Origin of the sequence: Limosilactobacillus mucosae DSM 13345 (genome assembly GCF_001436025.1) — a bacterium.
GTDB classification, from domain to species: domain Bacteria; phylum Bacillota; class Bacilli; order Lactobacillales; family Lactobacillaceae; genus Limosilactobacillus; species Limosilactobacillus mucosae.
In genome coordinates this window covers 63,055-79,396 of sequence record NZ_AZEQ01000003.1, presented here as the reverse complement: position 1 = coordinate 79,396, position 16,342 = coordinate 63,055, and the positions used below count along the sequence as shown (strand labels likewise).

Annotated in this window: 13 protein-coding genes and 1 riboswitch; of the genes, 4 read left to right on the top strand and 9 right to left on the bottom strand. The window is 50.0% G+C overall.

The features are described 5' to 3' along the window. Positions 1-50: 50 nt before the first annotated feature. From FC47_RS02140 to lysA, 7 genes are read right to left on the bottom strand one after another with little or no spacing between them, the layout of a single operon-like run. Positions 51-1,109, bottom strand: coding sequence for an aspartate-semialdehyde dehydrogenase (locus tag FC47_RS02140; RefSeq protein WP_033934767.1), 1,059 nt, complete (start codon positions 1,107-1,109; stop codon positions 51-53). Positions 1,110-1,124: 15 nt separating this feature from the next. Beyond that, complete coding sequence (locus FC47_RS02135; protein WP_033935593.1) at positions 1,125-2,318, bottom strand: aminotransferase class I/II-fold pyridoxal phosphate-dependent enzyme; 1,194 nt, start codon at positions 2,316-2,318, stop codon at positions 1,125-1,127. Between the two features lie 20 nt (positions 2,319-2,338). Beyond that, entirely contained in the window at positions 2,339-3,121 is a 783-nt protein-coding gene (dapB, locus tag FC47_RS02130) for a 4-hydroxy-tetrahydrodipicolinate reductase (RefSeq protein ID WP_162258414.1), read from the bottom strand. Continuing rightward, entirely contained in the window at positions 3,111-4,043 is a 933-nt protein-coding gene (dapA, locus tag FC47_RS02125) for a 4-hydroxy-tetrahydrodipicolinate synthase (protein ID WP_045025431.1), read from the bottom strand. The genes dapB and dapA overlap by 11 nt, the downstream gene beginning before the upstream one ends. A 12-nt stretch (positions 4,044-4,055) precedes the next feature. Next, on the bottom strand, positions 4,056-5,207 hold the full coding sequence (locus FC47_RS02120; protein WP_056967715.1) for an N-acetyldiaminopimelate deacetylase: 1,152 nt from the start codon (positions 5,205-5,207) through the stop codon (positions 4,056-4,058). A gap of 6 nt (positions 5,208-5,213) precedes the next feature. Then, positions 5,214-5,924 (bottom strand): 2,3,4,5-tetrahydropyridine-2,6-dicarboxylate N-acetyltransferase, encoded by a 711-nt coding sequence (gene dapD, locus FC47_RS02115; RefSeq protein ID WP_045025433.1) that lies wholly within the window; start codon positions 5,922-5,924, stop codon positions 5,214-5,216. 55 nt (positions 5,925-5,979) lie between these two features. Then, positions 5,980-7,293 (bottom strand): diaminopimelate decarboxylase, encoded by a 1,314-nt coding sequence (gene lysA, locus FC47_RS02110; protein WP_048345160.1) that lies wholly within the window; start codon positions 7,291-7,293, stop codon positions 5,980-5,982. A 125-nt stretch (positions 7,294-7,418) separates the two neighbouring features. Then, positions 7,419-7,600, bottom strand: a riboswitch (Lysine riboswitch). A 201-nt stretch (positions 7,601-7,801) separates the two neighbouring features. On the opposite strand from lysA, the gene FC47_RS02105 reads away from it, so the two are divergent. The 4 genes from FC47_RS02105 to codA all read left to right on the top strand — a co-directional run bounded on the left by FC47_RS02105 (position 7,802) and on the right by codA (position 12,991). Continuing rightward, positions 7,802-9,160 carry an aspartate kinase gene (locus FC47_RS02105; protein WP_045025435.1) on the top strand — a complete coding sequence of 453 codons (1,359 nt, stop codon included), beginning with the start codon at positions 7,802-7,804 and terminating at the stop codon, positions 9,158-9,160. A gap of 20 nt (positions 9,161-9,180) precedes the next feature. Continuing rightward, a complete protein-coding gene (gene dapF, locus FC47_RS02100) occupies positions 9,181-10,185 on the top strand; it encodes a diaminopimelate epimerase (RefSeq protein ID WP_056967713.1) in 1,005 nt (334 codons plus the stop codon). Positions 10,186-10,375: 190 nt separating this feature from the next. Next, positions 10,376-11,737: a cytosine permease gene (locus FC47_RS02095; protein ID WP_045025437.1), complete on the top strand. Its 1,362-nt coding sequence runs from the start codon at positions 10,376-10,378 to the stop codon at positions 11,735-11,737. A gap of 3 nt (positions 11,738-11,740) precedes the next feature. Beyond that, the gene (codA, locus tag FC47_RS02090) at positions 11,741-12,991 is read left to right on the top strand and encodes a cytosine deaminase (RefSeq protein WP_056967711.1); all 1,251 of its coding nucleotides are present in this window, start codon (positions 11,741-11,743) and stop codon (positions 12,989-12,991) included. Positions 12,992-13,069: 78 nt separating this feature from the next. Here codA and rpoD read toward each other — a convergent pair whose 3' ends face one another. Beyond that, on the bottom strand, positions 13,070-14,212 hold the full coding sequence (gene rpoD / locus FC47_RS02085) for an RNA polymerase sigma factor RpoD (RefSeq protein WP_056967709.1): 1,143 nt from the start codon (positions 14,210-14,212) through the stop codon (positions 13,070-13,072). A 2-nt stretch (positions 14,213-14,214) separates the two neighbouring features. Next, complete coding sequence (dnaG, locus tag FC47_RS02080; RefSeq protein ID WP_045025438.1) at positions 14,215-16,179, bottom strand: DNA primase; 1,965 nt, start codon at positions 16,177-16,179, stop codon at positions 14,215-14,217. Between the last annotated feature and the right edge of the window lie 163 nt (positions 16,180-16,342).

Below are 16,342 nucleotides of genomic sequence, written 5' to 3'. Positions count from 1 at the left end.
TCAGCCAGACGGATTTTCAGTTTAAGTTGATTCTAGTTTCAAGACATCGCTTAGACCAGACCCAGTGCTACCAGACGCTCGGCATTTTCAACCGTATTCCAGGCAGCGCCCTTCAACAGATTGTCAGCAACGACCCACATGTTGAAGGCACCCTTGTTTTCATAATCAGGACGAATCCGGCCAACAAACGTCTCCCGCTTGCCGACTGCATTGATTGGCTGTGGGTAGATCTGATGAGCAATATCGTCTTCCAAAACGTTGCCAGGGAAGTCAGCCACTACGCGCATAATATCTTGAGCCGTAGCCGATTCATCCTCAACCGTAAAGTAGACGCTTTCGCCATGCGCGATTGGCACCGGTACGCGGACACAGGTAGCCGTAACCTTAATGTCTTGTGAATTCATGTCGCCAAGCATGATCTTCTTGGTTTCATGAATCATCTTCCATTCTTCATGCGAGTAGCCTGATTCCTCCAAAACGTCAATTTGCGGCAACAGGTTAAAGGCCAGTGGATAATGCTTCTTGTCGCCCTTGGTTGGCAGAATATGAGCATCCGCCTGCATGTCCTTGCCATCCAAAAAGTCTTGGGCTTCTTGATACATTTCGTTTAAAGCGGATTGACCAGCACCCGAAGCTGCCTGATAAGTGGAAACCACGATCTGCTTTAAGCCGAAGTTGCGGCGAACTGGTTCCAAAGCCATTACCATTTGAATCGTCGAACAGTTGGGATTGGCCACGATGCCATGATGATCCTTCAGAGCGGCTTCGTTGACTTCTGGTACGACCAACGGCACATCCGGCTCCATCCGAAAGGCGCTGGTATTGTCAACACAGACTGCCCCGCGCTTAACGGCTTCTGGCAGAAACTTCTTGGAAACCGATCCGCCAGCAGACGACAATACAATGTCAACACCGTCAAAGGATTCAGGAGTCGTTTCCTCAACGGTTACCGGCTGACCCTTAAACTGCAGCGTCTTACCGGCCGATTTTTTGGATGCCAAAAGCTTAACATGCTTAACGGGAATCGTAGATTGGGCTAATTGTTCAATCATCCGCGTGCCGACCGCCCCCGTGGCACCCAGAATTGCGACATTGTATTGCTTGCTCATAGTATAATCGCTCCTTTAGTTCTTTGCGTTAACCTTTTCAATAAATGGCTTCATGCGTTCCATGGCCGTGTGCAGATCCTCATCAGAAGCCGCGTATGACAGCCGTACCCAACCGGCACCACCAGCACCAAAAGCATTGCCTGGCGTTACGCCGACCTGGGCTTCCTTGGCCAGATCCAAGGCAAACTGCATGTCATCCGTACCATAGCTGGCTGGAATCTTGGCGAAGATGTAGAACGCGCCTTGTGGTGGAACCGTTTCGATGCCCATGTCGTTTAAAGACTTCAAAACATAGTCACGCCGTTTTTGGTAGATGGCCCGTGCCTTAACCGGATCCTCATCCCCATTGGTGTAGGCTTCAATGGCTGCTGCCTGTGTTGAGTCGGTAATTGAGGTTACCAAGAATGAATGCAGCTTGGTGATGTTGTCGATTGCTTCTTTAGGACCAGCAAAATATCCCATTCGATAACCAGTCATGGCATGCGACTTGGACAGGCCAGAGATAAAGATGGTCCGGTCCGGCAAAAGCGTAGCCATTGACGTGTGTTCCACACCATAAACCAGATCACTGTAGATTTCATCAGCAAATACGTACAGATGATGATCGGCAATAACCTTAGCCAGGCCTTCCAGCACTTCGCGTGGATATTCACGGCCGGTTGGGTTGACTGGGTAGTTCAGCAAAACGGCTTTAACCGCTGGACCTTCTTTTTTCAAAACGTTTTCCAGCAGCTCAGGCGTCAAGACAAAATCGTCCTCAGAAACGTCAACCTGCACCGGCGTCCCACCTGCCAGAGAAACCAGCGGGAAGTACAGCGAGAAGGCCGGCGTTGGAATGATCACCTTGTCGCCTTCATTGATCAGAGAAAAGATCGTCGCTGCCAGAGCCTCGGTTGCACCAACCGTAGCAACGATTTCGGTTTCTGGGTCATAGTGCACGCCGCGCGTCCGTTCCAGATAACCGCTGATGGCTTTTCGCAGTTCAATCTTGCCGCGGTTAGAAGTGTAGTGCGAATCATTTTCAACAATACTTTGCACGGCTGCCTGCTTAACGTGTTCAGGAACGTTAAGATCAGGTTCGCCAATCGTCAGTTTAACGATGCCTGGAATCTTAGAGACGTGCGCATCAAAAGAACGAATTCCAGATGGTGAGATTGCGGCCACGCGTGGGTTGACCGTTTCATTAAGATCTTTTGCTAGAGTTGGCATAAACAAATTTCCCCTTTACATCAAAGAATATTTTCCAAACCGACAACCAGTTCATTCAGCGACGCAACCTTTTCTAGAGCTACCTTAACGCCGCTCATAAACGAGCCCCGATCAAATGAATCCTGGCGAATGGTCAATGCCTCGCCAGTGCCGCCAAACAGCACCTGCTCATGGGCAATGTAGCCCGGCAGACGGACCGAGTGAATGCGAATGCCTTGATAGTCGCCACCGCGGACGTTGGCAAGCGTTTCGACCTCATCTGGATTGCTTTCGTGCGGCTGACGATTTTGTGCCATCATCTTAGCCGTACTCAATGCCGTTCCTGATGGTGCGTCTTTCTTATCGGCATGGTGCATTTCAATAACCTCGACGTCTGGGAAATACTTGGCGGCTTCCTGGGCGAACTTCATCAGCAAGACCGCCGACATGCCAAAGTTAGGCGCGATCAGGCCACCTAAATGATTGGCTTTGGCAAGGGCCTTGAGTTCGGCTTCCTGTTCATCAGTCAGACCAGTCGTGCCAACCACGGGGCGCATCCCGTGATTCAGCGCGAATTTGACGTTTTCATAAACCGCACTGGGAACAGTAAAGTCGATCCAGACATCAGCTGCTTGATCGGGAATCGCTGCTAAATCATTAAAGATCTGGACATCGTCATTTAAGTTATAGCGTTCCGGATCGTTACGGTCGGCTTGTGGCGAAAAAGCGGCAACGATTTGAAAATCCGCCATGCCATTGACCAGATCAACGGCCTTTTGTCCCATTGCACCAGCAAACCCGGCGATCAGTACACTAGTCATCAACATCACCCTTTCCAAGATTCAATGGCAACTCATGAGCCAGCGCATCGGCAGGCAATGACAGCGCCTGTGCCAGCTGCTGCTTTTCGTTGTCGTTCAGAGTAGCAATCGGCAGACGGCAGCCACCCACGCCAAAGCCTTGCGCGTTTAAGACCGCCTTGACTGGTGATGGTGATGGGTACATGAACAGCGCGGCCATTCTTGGCGTCAGCCAGCGCTGCAGACGTGCGGCCGCCTGCCAATTACCATTATACAATTGATCATACATTTCCCGCATCTGGGCACAGTAATTATGCGAAGCAACCGAGATCACGCCATTAGCTCCTAAGACGCGCGCTGTCAATGCTTGAGCGTCTTCGCCGGTAAAGACTTGGAAATCCTCGTCCTTGTGATCGATCACGTACTGCATCTCTTCCAGCGAGGCACATTGCTTAACGGCCTTGATGTTTTCATGATGTGAAAGCTCCACGATCGTTTCGGCAGCCATCTTAACGCCGGTTCGACCAGGAATGTTATAGATCACGATTGGCAACTTGGACTGATCTGCTACCGCCGTAAAGTGGGCAATCATGCCACGCTGATTAGGCTTGTTGTATGGCGGTACCACGACCAGCGCATAGTCAATGCCTTCGATCTCAGCCACCTCATTGGTAAAGGCAATCGTTTCGGCAGTATTGTTGCTGCCAGTGCCGGCAATCACCGGAACGCGGCCATCAATGATCTTAGCAAACTCACGATACAGCGCCAGCTTTTCGTCATGGCTGAGCGTTGGCGTCTCACCAGTCGTACCGCCAATGACAAAACCGTTGCTGCCCTGTTCGATCAAATGGTTGGTCAGCTTGGCCAAACTGGCAAAGTCCAATTCATTTTGTTCATTAAATGGTGTTACGATGGCAGTTAACAAATCAGCATCTTGTAAATTCATAGTTAAATCCCCCTAGTTTTGCATACGATAGTTCAAAAATCCGGTAATAGCATCCACGCCCCGTTTAATAGCGCGTTCATCCGGTTTTAAGGTCGCCGAATGCAACTGTGAGTCATCTTCAACTCCCAGCCAAAACATGGTGCCGGGGAACTTGGCCAGCAGATAGCCAAAGTCTTCACCGGTCATTGCCGGCGCAGTTTCGATAAATTCAACGCCAGCAGCCTGTTTCATATATTCAATAAAGCGTTTGGTCAGTTCGGGATTGTTTTCAACGGGCCAGTAGCCACCTTGATTCAACTGCAGGTCAACTTTAACGTTAAAGCTTTTGGCAATTCCTTCGCAGACGTCTTTTAAACGCTGATCGATCTTCAAAATCATTTCCTGCGTCAGACCGCGAATCGTGCCTTCCAGATGGGCATGACCGGCAATCACGTTGCGGATCGTGCCGGCTTCAACCTTACCCAGCGTGATCACACCGCTTTGAATCGGATCAATGCTGCGTGAAATGATCGTCTGAACCTGCATGATCAAAGACGCCATCGCCACGACCGTATCATTGGCATCCTGCGGAAAGGCCGCGTGACCGCCCTTACCGGTAATATCAATGTTGACTTCAGTCGTGCCGGCAAACAGCGTGCCCATGCGACAGCCAATCGCGCCAGCCGGCAGGTCCGGATTATCGTGCAGACCGTAGAACTCATCTGGTCGCCACTTGCCATCAAACAGTCCCTGCTCATAGGCCAGCTTGCCGCCGTTTTCGCTTTCTTCGGCTGGTTGGAAGAAAAACAGCAGATTGTCTTTTGGCTGATGCTCACTGAACCAGCTTAAAACCCCCAGCGCAACCGTCATGTGGATATCGTGGCCACAGGCATGCATGACGCCGGGATGCTTGGAAGCAAACGGCAGGCCGGTCTGTTCTGCTACCGGCAGCGCGTCGATATCGGTTCGATAGCCGATCGTTCTAGTTGGCTGACTACCGTGTACCAACACCATCAATGCAGTTGGCAATTTTTCCGGTTGGCGAATTTCCAGATAAGTCTGGTTAAATCCGCTGATTGTATTTAATAGGTAGTCATGCGTCTGTTTTTCCTGCAGCGCCAGTTCTGGAATCTGATGCAGATCGCGGCGAATCTTGATTAATTGTGTTTCATTTAATTCTGTCATCGATCATCACAGCTTCCGCAAGTCTTCTTCCAGGCCCGTCTTTGATTCGGTCTTGTCATCAACGTTCTTGATAAACTTAGCAGGCACGCCGGCAACGACCGTGTGAGGAGCAACGTCTTGGGTTACGACGGCACCAGCAGCAATCACGGCACCCTCGCCAACATGCACGCCTTCAATTACTACGGCATTGGCACCAATCAAAACGTTGTCGTCGATCCGGACTGGTTCAGCCGACGCTGGTTCGATTACCCCGGCCAAAACCGCGCCAGCGCCGACATGACAGTGCTTGCCGACGATTGCCCGGCCGCCTAGCACCGCGCCCATGTCAATCATGGAGTCGGCACCGATTTCTGCACCAATGTTGATGATTGCCCCCATCATGATAACGGCATTATCGCCAATCAAAACCTGATCCCGAATCAAGGCACCAGGTTCGATCCGCGCGTTGATTCCCTTCAGATCCAGCAGCGGCACGGCTGAATTGCGGGCATCGTTTTCCACGCGATAGTCTTCAATCTGCGCAGCATTGGCAGTCAAGAATGGCTTAACGTCGGCCCAGTCGCCAAACAAAACGCCGGTACGTGCTTCTAAAAAGCTTTGAATTGATTCCGGAACGTCTACGGCAGCCAGATCACCCTTGACAAATACCTTTACGGGCGTCTTCTTGGGTGCATTGCCGATGTAGTTGATAATGCTTTGTGCGTCTAATTGTGCCATTTTGATTAACTCCAATCTTTTTCTACTATTATTAATATTCAAATTTTAAAACGTCTTAGGCTTGAGAATAGGAACGATCAAGATGAACCAGATCATCAAGTGATTCGCGTTCAATTACCAGGTGAGCCTGACCATTTTCGGCAAAGACTACTGCTGGCCGCGGGTTGCGGTTATAGTTAGAAGCCATCGCATATCCATAGGCTCCCGTATCCAGCATTGCCAAAACATCGCCTGGCTTGGTTTTTGGCAGTGGCTGATGCTGACTGAGAATATCGCCTGATTCACAGTACTTACCGGCCAGCCGCACCGTTTCAGCGTTTTCCGCCTGCGGATCGGCAGCCAGCACCGTTTCGTATTCCGCCTCATAAAGCGCTGGCCGAATGTTGTCGCCCATCCCGCCATCGATCATGACATATGGCAGCAAGCCGGGAACGTCTTTACGCGAGCCCACTGTATAAAGGTTATAGCCGGCGGGACCAGCGATTGAGCGGCCTGGTTCGATCCAGACAGCCGGCATCTTCAGATTCAGCTTTTGCGTTTCTTCCTTAATAGTTTCGATGATCGCTGCCACAAAATCTTCTGGCTTCAATGGATGGTCGGCGCTGACGTAGCGAATCCCGAAGCCGCCACCGACATTGACGATTTCTGGCTCATAGCCAAACTCGTCGCGCCAATGAGCTGCAATCTCAACCAATTTAGCAGCCGCCATCTGAAAGCCATTCAATTCAAAAATCTGCGAACCGATATGGGCATGCAGCCCTTTCATATGCATTCGTGGACTGGCCAGAATCTTTTGCAGGGCTTCATCAGCCTGACCGGACTGCAGATCAAAGCCAAATTTGCTGTCAACCTGACCAGTTTGAATATACTTATTCGTATGTGCGGAAATCCCCGGTGTGATCCGCATCATAACGTCGATTGACTGATCACGACTGGCCAGTACTTCATTAAGCAGCTCAATTTCATGAAAGTTGTCGATCACAATCATGCCCACATGGTGATCAACGGCCATCTCTAATTCGGCCCGCGATTTGTTGTTGCCATGAAAAGATACGTTTTCCATTGGGAAGTTAGCTTTGATTGCCGTATAGAGCTCACCGGCCGAAACCACATCAACATGACCGCCTTCATGAGCTACAACCTGATACATGGCAATCGCGGCAAACGCCTTGCTGGCATAGCTGACCGCGTAGTCAACCTGGCGCTGCTCAAACACCTTTTTAAAAGCACGAATCTGGCGGCGAATCTGGGCCACGTCGTAGACTACCAGCGGCGTGCCATATTCCTTGGCTAGTTCGAGCGAGTCAACACCGCCAATCGTCAAATGACCTGCTGCGTTGATCTGATCCGGTGCAATCTGAGAATTCATAATCTAAAACCTCCGTTGTTCTGACGGGGAAAACGCTAAGAAAAAATCCATTGTTCGTGCGCACACAAACAACGGATCCCATTTTCAAAAAGCCACCCACTGCGGCTGTTGTCAAATTTAATCTGATTGGTCGATAGCGCTCCGCGAAGTTTTTCTCCGCGACAGTCCGTGACTTGTTCAGCCACGCCCCAGCAATCAAGCCGCGACCCGGTCTGAAAGCTTCGGCAATCGCCCCTTTTCCGTACGATCATTGTCTGGTCTGCGACTAACATACGGTACTCATGTTGACTGCGCCTCTTCGATTTAATAGTTAGTCTATAATTAAGTTTAATAATCGTCAAGTAAATTCTGATAATTTTTCTCATTTATTTTTTCTACTATGATTTGTAAAACGTTTATGCTATCGAATTTTAAAAAAGCAGACTTGCAAGGATGTCAATAAATGTTAGAATCCTATTAAATTAATTCGCGTTCTTTATTATTTTCAACGCACAAAGGAGTCTGTAATATGAAAGTTGTAAAGTTCGGTGGCACCTCATTGGCTACGGGGGCTGCCGTTAAACAGGCATTGAACATCATCACGGCTGACCCAGCTCGTCAAATCGTTGTGGTTTCGGCTCCTGGTAAACGACACGACGGCGATATCAAGGTAACCGACCTTTTGATCCGCTATGCCAATGAAACGATCAACGGAGAAGATACCGCCAAGACGGTTCAAGAAATTTTCGAGCGCTACGAAACGATCGGTCACTTTTTTGATCTGCCGGATGAAAAAATCAAGATCATCAAGGAACTGCTGGTTGATCTGCCTAAAAAAGACTACCCAAACGATGAATATCTGCTGGCCGCTTTCAAGGCCCACGGTGAGCGGCTTAATGCCCGGCTGATCGCAATGATTATGAACCATCTGGGCATCAAGGCACGATTCGTTGATCCAACTGAAGCCGGCATCATGGTTACAGGGGCACCCAACGACGCAATCGTCAATCCAGAAACCTACCGTAATCTGGCCGGTTTCAAGTATGAGGTCTATGATCGGCTGGTCTTTCCAGGATTTTTTGGCATCACGCCTTCTGGTCATATCGCAACGTTCTCACGGGGCGGCTCTGACATTACCGGCGCGATCCTGGCCCGGGGCTTTCACGCGCGACTGTATGAAAACTTTACCGACGTGGATGCAATCTTCTCCGCTAATCCAAACGTAGTCGACAATCCTGAGCCGATCCGCACGATGACCTACCGTGAGATGCGTGAGCTTTCCTATGCCGGCTTTTCGGTCTTCCACGATGAGGCCTTGATTCCTGCTATTCAAGGGCAGATTCCCATCAACGTCAAAAACACGCATGCCCCAGAAAAGCCTGGTACCATGATCGTTCCCGAAAAGGGCTTCAAGCCGGAAAACATCATCACTGGTGTCGCTTCAGGCAAGCATTTTTCGGCACTTTATCTGCACAAGTATCTCTTAAACAAAGAAGCCGGCTTCACCCTGCGTATTCTGGATATTCTGGAAAAGCACAACGTTCCTTATGAGCACATGCCATCTGGGATCGATGATATTTCGATTATCTTTGACAAAAAGTTTTTGAATGATCAATTGATTGACGTTTTGTGCGATGAGATTCAAAATAAGATCAATCCCGATCGTCTGGAATGGATTGACGACTACTCCATTACCATGATCGTCGGTGAAGGAATGCGTGATCGCGTTGGCGCTGCTGCCGGCATTCTGCAGCCATTAGCCGATGCTCACATCTCGCTGCAGATGATCAACCAAGGGGCCTCTCAGATCTCAATCATGCTGGGGACCAAGCGGGCAGATGCCGATAAAGCCGTCCAGGTCATCTATCATCAATTCTTCGCAAATTAATCAGACAAAGAGGTATTTTTATGACGGAACTACTAAAGGTTCATGGATCGCAAAACCAATTCTTTATCCTGGATCAGACAACGCTGGAACAACCACTCACCGATGCTGAGCTGCAGACACTTGCTCCTAGAATCACCAATCCCCAGACTGGCCTTTTAGGCGGCGCGGATGGCATTCTGGTTGTCAATCAGCCAACTAAAGCCGGAGCCCTGGCGCAAATGCGTGTCATCAACGCCGATGGTAGCGAAGCATCCATGTGCGGCAATGGGCTGCGTACCGTGGCCCGCTATCTGGCCGAAAAATTTGATCAAGACGAGTTCCAGGTTGATACGCGCGATGCCAACCTGCTTGTTCGGCGCCAGCATGATTTTGCGCCGGGCGTACCTGCTTTTGCCGTTGAGATCTCACCCGTCCGCTTTAACAAAGAAGCCCTGCCGTTTGACAATCTGGGCCATGAACGGCTGCTTGATACGCTGGTTCCCGAGTTTATTCCTGGACTGCGTTTTACCAGCATCGCGGTTCCTAATCCACATCTGATCAGTTTTGTTTCAGCCGCTGAATTGTCCGATAACGTTTTAGGCGTCTTAGGTGAACGACTGAATGGTCAAAACCCATATTTCCCTGATGGCGTCAACGTGAACTTTGCCCAGATTTTGAACGAAAACGAGCTGTTTGTCCGGACGTTTGAACGCGGCGTCGGTTTCACCAATGCCTGCGGAACCGGGATGTCAGCAACCTCATTGGCTTTTGCGCTGACGCATCCTGAACTGGCGCATTTTGATGAGCCGATGACCATCTACAACCCTGGTGGCATGGTCAAGACCATCGTTCACCATCAAGCTGATCGCTACTGGATTGAACTCGTTGGCAACGCCACCTTCACGCATCATATCACGGTTGCCGAAACCGAACTGCATCAAGCAGGCTTTGCGGATGCTCAAACCAGCGCAACTGGTGAAGAAACGGCTTATGAAAAGTTTGTTGCGGATTTACCGCACGTTAACGATCTACAAATTGGAAAATAAACATTGACAACGAACATTAACATTGTTTACACTTAGTTTATCAATTATTATTCAACCTTTAATCTGGTCCCGTGAGGCCTCCAAGGATGTTCGTTAAAATAAAATCTTCGCCCTTTTTAGGGAGGACATTATTTGCATCGTCACTGGTCTCACTTGGCCAGTGACGATTTTTTTCTTTGGGGGTAACACCATGCAAAACGACAATGATCAGATTACCAGCATCGCGATGCATCAACGCAAGACCTCAACCTGGGATATGTTTGCGACCTGGGTTGGTGCCAATGCCAACAACGGCACCTGGTTTGTCGGCGGGGTTTTGGCAGCTTGCGGTTTTTCAGTCGCCATGAACGTGCTGGTTCTGTCATCAGCACTTTCTTACGTCTTCTTGAGTCTGATTGGCTACATCGGCTATCAGACCGGTGTCTCGACCATGGCCGTCAGTCGGGCATCATTCGGGGTGCGCGGCAGCTATCTGCCATCTTTGGTCAACCTGACGCAGTTTATTGGCTGGACGGCCGTCAATACGTTTATCGCGGCCCAATCCGTCAGCCTGCTTTTAAATGACCTGCTTGGCTGGCCAGTCTGGGGTAAGCCCGGCGGTTGGAAAGGCATCGTTGCCGGGATCGTGGTAATGAGCATTTTACATATCATCAGCATCGCCAGCGGCTCGCGTTCCGTTCAGATGATTGAGCGCTTGGGGATTATCCTGGTTTTGATCTTTGTCATCTGGGAATCGGTAGTCGTCTTAAAGACCGTACCATTCTCGCATATCGTTAAATGGCAGGTCCCAGCCAGCGCCAAAATGGCTACCGGAGCCGCCATCGACTATGTAGCAGCCTTCAATCTGGCCTGGGTTACGGCAGGGGCTGACTTCACTCGTTTCACGCCAAAAAAGCAAAATTCAACGCTGACGCCATTTTTCGGTGCCATGGTCGGGGTAATCTGGTTTGCCTTTATCGGCCTGATCTCAACCATCAGTATCGCCATTACCTCTGGTGCCTATAATGCCAACAACTCCGATCCAAGTACGATTGCCAGTCGGCTGGGGCTGGGGGTCGTTGCACTGCTGGTTATCATTCTGACTTCGATGACCGCCAATGCCGTTAACCTGCTGGCAGCCGGTTCGGCACTTTCCAACATCTTCACTAACATCAAGCTGAAGTACTCGCTTTGGATCGTTGCCATCGTCGCCACTATCGTTACCTTTATTCCAATGATTGTTGGTAGTTTCCTTGACACGTTTACCGCTTTCTTGGATTATGTAGGTATGGTACTGGGACCAATCATTGCCATCATCTGTACCGACTTCTATCTGCGCTGCCACAAGAAATACGACGTCACGCAGCTGGCCAAGAAAAACGGCAGCTACTGGTACTCGCACGGCATCAACTGGTCAGCCGTAGTTACCTGGATCATCGGTACGGCACTGTTCTTAATGCTGCATAACGTTGCTGCACTCAAGAACACGATTGGGGCAACGTTTTTGGTCATGCTGATCAGCGGTGCCATCTACTATGTCTTAATGCTAATTTTTAATCGAAAGGTCGCTTAATCTATGCTGATTCAAAACGTTCATGTAGATAACCAAAAAGATGCCGTTGACGTTCGGATTGAAGATGGCAAGTTTGCAGCCATCAAGCCTGGTCTGAGTGCTAAGCCTGGCGAAGAAGTTATCGATGGTCAAGGCAAGGTGCTGCTGCCGCCATTTATCGACTCTCATGTTCACCTGGATGCCACGCTGACGGCCGGCCAGCCAGAATGGAACGAAACTGGTACCCTGTTTGACGGGATTCGCATCTGGTCAGAACGCAAAAAGGATCTCACCATTCAAGACGTCAAGCAGCGGGCTAAAAAGACGCTGCTCAATATGGTTGGTCATGGGATTCAGCACGTACGTAGCCACGTTGACGTTACCGATCCGCACCTGATTGCACTGCAGGCGCTCCTGGAATTAAAGCATGAGATGCAGGATGTGGTTGATCTGCAATTGGTTGCCTTTCCACAAGAAGGCATTCTCTCCTATCCACACGGCAAGAAGCTGATGAAGCAGGCCGTTAAGGAAGGGGCCGATGTCGTTGGCGGTATTCCGCACTTTGAGTTTACGACTGAGTATGGCTGGAAATCAGTCAAGTTCCTAGTCAAGCTGGCCGAAAAATATGACAAGCTGGTTGACGTCCACTGTGATGAGATTGACGATCCGGCTTCTCGCAACCTGGAAGTCTTGGCAACGATGGCCTATAAGACTGGTCTTGCCGACATGGTAACCGCCAGCCACACGACAGCTATGGGATCATACAATGATGCTTACACCTACAAGCTGTTCCGGCTGCTGAAGATGTCAAACATCAATTTTGTCTCCAATCCACTGGTCAACATGCACTTGGGCGGCCGTTTCGATACCTATCCAAAGCGGCGCGGTCTGACCCGCATCAAGGAGTTGGATGCTGCCAACATCAACGTTTCGTTTGGTGAAGATGACATTCAGGATCCATGGAACCCGCTTGGCAATGGCAACATGCTTGATTCAGTCTCAATGGGAGTCTATGCGGCTCATCTGATGGGTTACAGCCAGCTGCAAGACTCATTCAAGTTCGTAACCTACAATGCCGCTAAGACGCTGCATATTGCTGATCGTTATGGCATTAAAGAAGGTCTGGAAGCCAACTGCATTCTGCTGAACGCTGAAGACTTCTACAACGCTTTAAACAAGCACGTTGAGGTTCTCTACAACATTCGCCGTGGCAAGGTGCTGGCCAAGACCACGCCGGCTAAGACGACGCTTAACCTGCCTGACAGCCTAAAGTAAGAATCGTTAAATACGACAAAAGGTCTGCTCCTCAATTCAGGAGCAGACCTTTTATTATCAATTATCAAGATAAACCAATTATTCCAAGAAGTCCTTTAATTGCTTGGAACGTGATGGATGGCGCAGCTTACGCAGAGCCTTAGCTTCGATTTGACGAATCCGTTCCCGCGTAACGCCAAAGACCTTGCCGACTTCTTCCAACGTACGCGTCCGGCCGTCATCAAGACCAAAGCGCAGCCGCAAGACGTTTTCCTCACGATCAGTCAGCGTATCCAAAACGTTCTCCAGCTGCTTTTTCATCATTTCATAAGCAGCATGGTCAGCTGGACTGGTAGCATCCTGGTCTTCGATAAAGTCGCCCAGATGCGAGTCATCCTCTTCACCAATCGGCGTTTCCAAAGAGACTGGTTCTTGGGCAATCTTGAGGATTTCGCGGACCTTCTTGGTTGGCATGTCCATTTCAGCACCGATTTCTTCAGGCAGCGGTTCCCGACCCAGATCCTGCAGCAATTGACGCTGAATTCGGATCAGCTTGTTGATGGTTTCGACCATGTGCACAGGAATCCGAATCGTCCGTGCTTGATCGGCAATCGCCCGCGTAATGGCCTGCCGAATCCACCAGGTCGCATAGGTTGAGAATTTGAATCCTTTCCGGTAGTCAAACTTTTCAACGGCCTTCATCAGCCCCATGTTACCTTCTTGAATCAGATCCAAAAACTGCATGCCGCGGCCAACATAACGCTTGGCAATGGAAACCACCAGACGCAGGTTTGCTTCCGCCAGTTCCTGCTTAGCCTGTTCATCGCCTTTTTCGATCCGCTGAGCCAGAGCAATTTCTTCGTCCGCCGTCAGCAGGTTGACCCGCCCGATTTCCTTAAGATACATCCGTACGGGGTCATTGATCTTGACGTTGGTTGGGGCAGCGGTATCCTTTAAGGCCTTGTTGGACAGTTTTTCCGTGGCCTTCAAAGCGCGCGGATCTGGATCACCCTTTTCGTCAACGACGCTGATCCCCGCATCTTCAACGTTTTGAAGCAGATTATCCATTCCTTGGGCATTTAAGCCAAACGGAGTCGCGATCTGGTCAGTCAGGTCATCGTATTGAATTTCCTTGGCTTTCTTATAGCTTCTGATCAGCTTGCCCACGGCTTTGTCGTATTCAGTCTGATCAAAGTCGTCTTTGTTGGAAATTACCATGTCTTTCTTTTTGCTGTTTGCCATTATTAACTGGTCTCCTCCGTTTTTAATCGTTGCTGCTGACTATAAAGCTGAATGAGCTCAATCGTCAGCTGGGTGATTAGTTCGTGATCGCTTCGTGCCTTGGCTTCCTGCAGCGCCAATTTGGCTTGAGCGATCTTTTGCGTTAAAGGTGTCTTTTGCATGATGATGCGCAGACAATCGTCAATTGCAGCTGGTGGGACTGCTGCCGCATTCAAGCCATCCAGCTGCGTTAAAGTCGCTTTTAAAGCCGGATCGTCCACGTAGTCTAAAAAACTGGCTAAATCATACTCATCATGCTCGGTAAAGTAATTCAAGGCCTGCTGATAGAGTTCTTGATACTGATCATGAACAAAGGCAAAATCAGGCATTGCCTTCAGCTGAGCCCTGGTACCATAGTCATGGAGCACAGCCGTCAGCAATAAGCGCTCTGCCCGCTCAGTTTGGTCAAGCGCCAATGACTGCTGCTCGGCTGCCGTCAGCGTGACTGCCTGTGGTGCCGGTTGTGCTTGAGCACGCCGCTTTTGGCCGTAAGCCGGTCGCGTAAACGATCCATTAAACGACCGGCGCTTGGGGGCAGCTGGCGGATTATCAGGCCATTGTGATACTGGCGGTGCCGTGCCTGGCTGAGCAGCCGGCTGTTTTTGAAGCTGAGTCGTCAGCTGCTGCTGCAGATTTTGCGGATTGACCTGAAACTCCCTGGCCAATTCCTGTACGTACAAATCTCTGGCAACCGGATCACCGACCTTGGCAATTACGCCGATTGCTGCATTCAAATAGCTCAAAAGCTCGGCCTGATTGCTCAGATTCAGTCCCTGCCGCAGATAGCGCAAGCGAAATGCAGTCGGTGTTTCTTCGGTATTTTTCAGATAATCGCGAAACTTAGCCCCGCCATTTTGCTGAATGTATTCATCAGGGTCTTGTCCGGTTGGCAGCTGCACGACGCGAATCTTAAGCTGACTGGCAACCGCACTGGCCTCGATCAGCTTCAGCGCCCGCTCAATGGCGTTTTGTCCCGGTGCATCGCCATCGTAGCAAATGTTCAGCTGATTGGTCGTCTTGACGATCATCGCCAGCTGCTCATCGGTCAGACTGGTCCCCATGGAGGCAATGCCATTATGAACGCCGGCGCCATATGCCGAAATAACGTCCATGTAACCTTCAAAAAGCAGCAGTTTCCCATTTTCTCTGGCTGCTTTTCTGGCTAGATCAAAATTAAAGATCAAACGACGCTTGTTAAAAATCGGCGTTTCTGGACTGTTGAGATACTTCGGCGCGTCAGTATTTTTTTGCAATAGCCGTCCTGAAAAGGCAACCGGTCGCCCCTGCCCATCCTTGAGCGGAAACATGACTCGATCATGGAAACGATCATGCAGGCTGCCGGAGCGATCCTCGGTAAACAGTCCCGATCGGCGCAGCAGCTGATAGTCATGTCCTTCTTTTTCCAAAACGGCCTTTAAGACCTCTTCTTTAGGAGCATAGCCGAGATTAAACTGATCGATCAGCTCTTGAGTCAGACCGCGCTTTTGCAGATAGCGGCGGGCAGACTCGCCGGCTGGCGTATTCATCAAAATATGATGATAGAGTCGCATGGTCGTTTCATGCAGCTTAATCAAGCGACCCTGCTGCGAATCCGGCGCCTGTTCCGTTTTAGGCTCGGCACCAGCTTGAAAATCAGTTGGCAAGGCCACGCTGCCCAGCTTGGCAACCTGCTCAACGGCCTGCGGAAATGATAGATGATGCAGCTCCATCAAAAAGTCGAATACTGAACCCGAGCGATGACAGCTAAAGCAATAAAAGAACTGCTTTTGCTCACTGACTGAAAATGATGGTGTATTATCTTCGTGAAACGGACAGTGCCCAACCAGGTTCTTGCCTTGCCGCTGCAGCTGAACGTCTTGACTGATGACATCAGCAATATCAACGGACTGCCGCACCTGATCGATGAGTTCCTGTGAAAGTCGCGCCATTCGTTCACCCCATTTCCCGCGAATAGTAGCAAAAGGTCGCCTCCAGATGGAATGCGACCTTCAACGACTTCAGACAGCATCTGCTTTTAGACACTACCTAATATACCTATTTAACATGATACCACAAGTCTGGGACAATACAATTCATTTGCTCGATAAACCG

Coding starts and splice junctions, on each gene's coding strand:
- rpoD (WP_056967709.1), bottom strand. CDS start 14,212: ATGGCAAACAGCAAAAAGAAAGACATGGTAATTTCCAACAAAGACGAC.
- lysA (WP_048345160.1), bottom strand. CDS start 7,293: ATGAATTCTCAGATTGCACCGGATCAGATCAACGCAGCAGGTCATTTG.
- codA (WP_056967711.1), top strand. CDS start 11,741: ATGCTGATTCAAAACGTTCATGTAGATAACCAAAAAGATGCCGTTGAC.
- FC47_RS02095 (WP_045025437.1), top strand. CDS start 10,376: ATGCAAAACGACAATGATCAGATTACCAGCATCGCGATGCATCAACGC.
- FC47_RS02135 (WP_033935593.1), bottom strand. CDS start 2,318: ATGCCAACTCTAGCAAAAGATCTTAATGAAACGGTCAACCCACGCGTG.
- dapF (WP_056967713.1), top strand. CDS start 9,181: ATGACGGAACTACTAAAGGTTCATGGATCGCAAAACCAATTCTTTATC.
- FC47_RS02105 (WP_045025435.1), top strand. CDS start 7,802: ATGAAAGTTGTAAAGTTCGGTGGCACCTCATTGGCTACGGGGGCTGCC.
- dapA (WP_045025431.1), bottom strand. CDS start 4,043: ATGAATTTACAAGATGCTGATTTGTTAACTGCCATCGTAACACCATTT.
- FC47_RS02140 (WP_033934767.1), bottom strand. CDS start 1,109: ATGAGCAAGCAATACAATGTCGCAATTCTGGGTGCCACGGGGGCGGTC.
- FC47_RS02120 (WP_056967715.1), bottom strand. CDS start 5,207: ATGACAGAATTAAATGAAACACAATTAATCAAGATTCGCCGCGATCTG.
- dnaG (WP_045025438.1), bottom strand. CDS start 16,179: ATGGCGCGACTTTCACAGGAACTCATCGATCAGGTGCGGCAGTCCGTT.
- dapD (WP_045025433.1), bottom strand. CDS start 5,924: ATGGCACAATTAGACGCACAAAGCATTATCAACTACATCGGCAATGCA.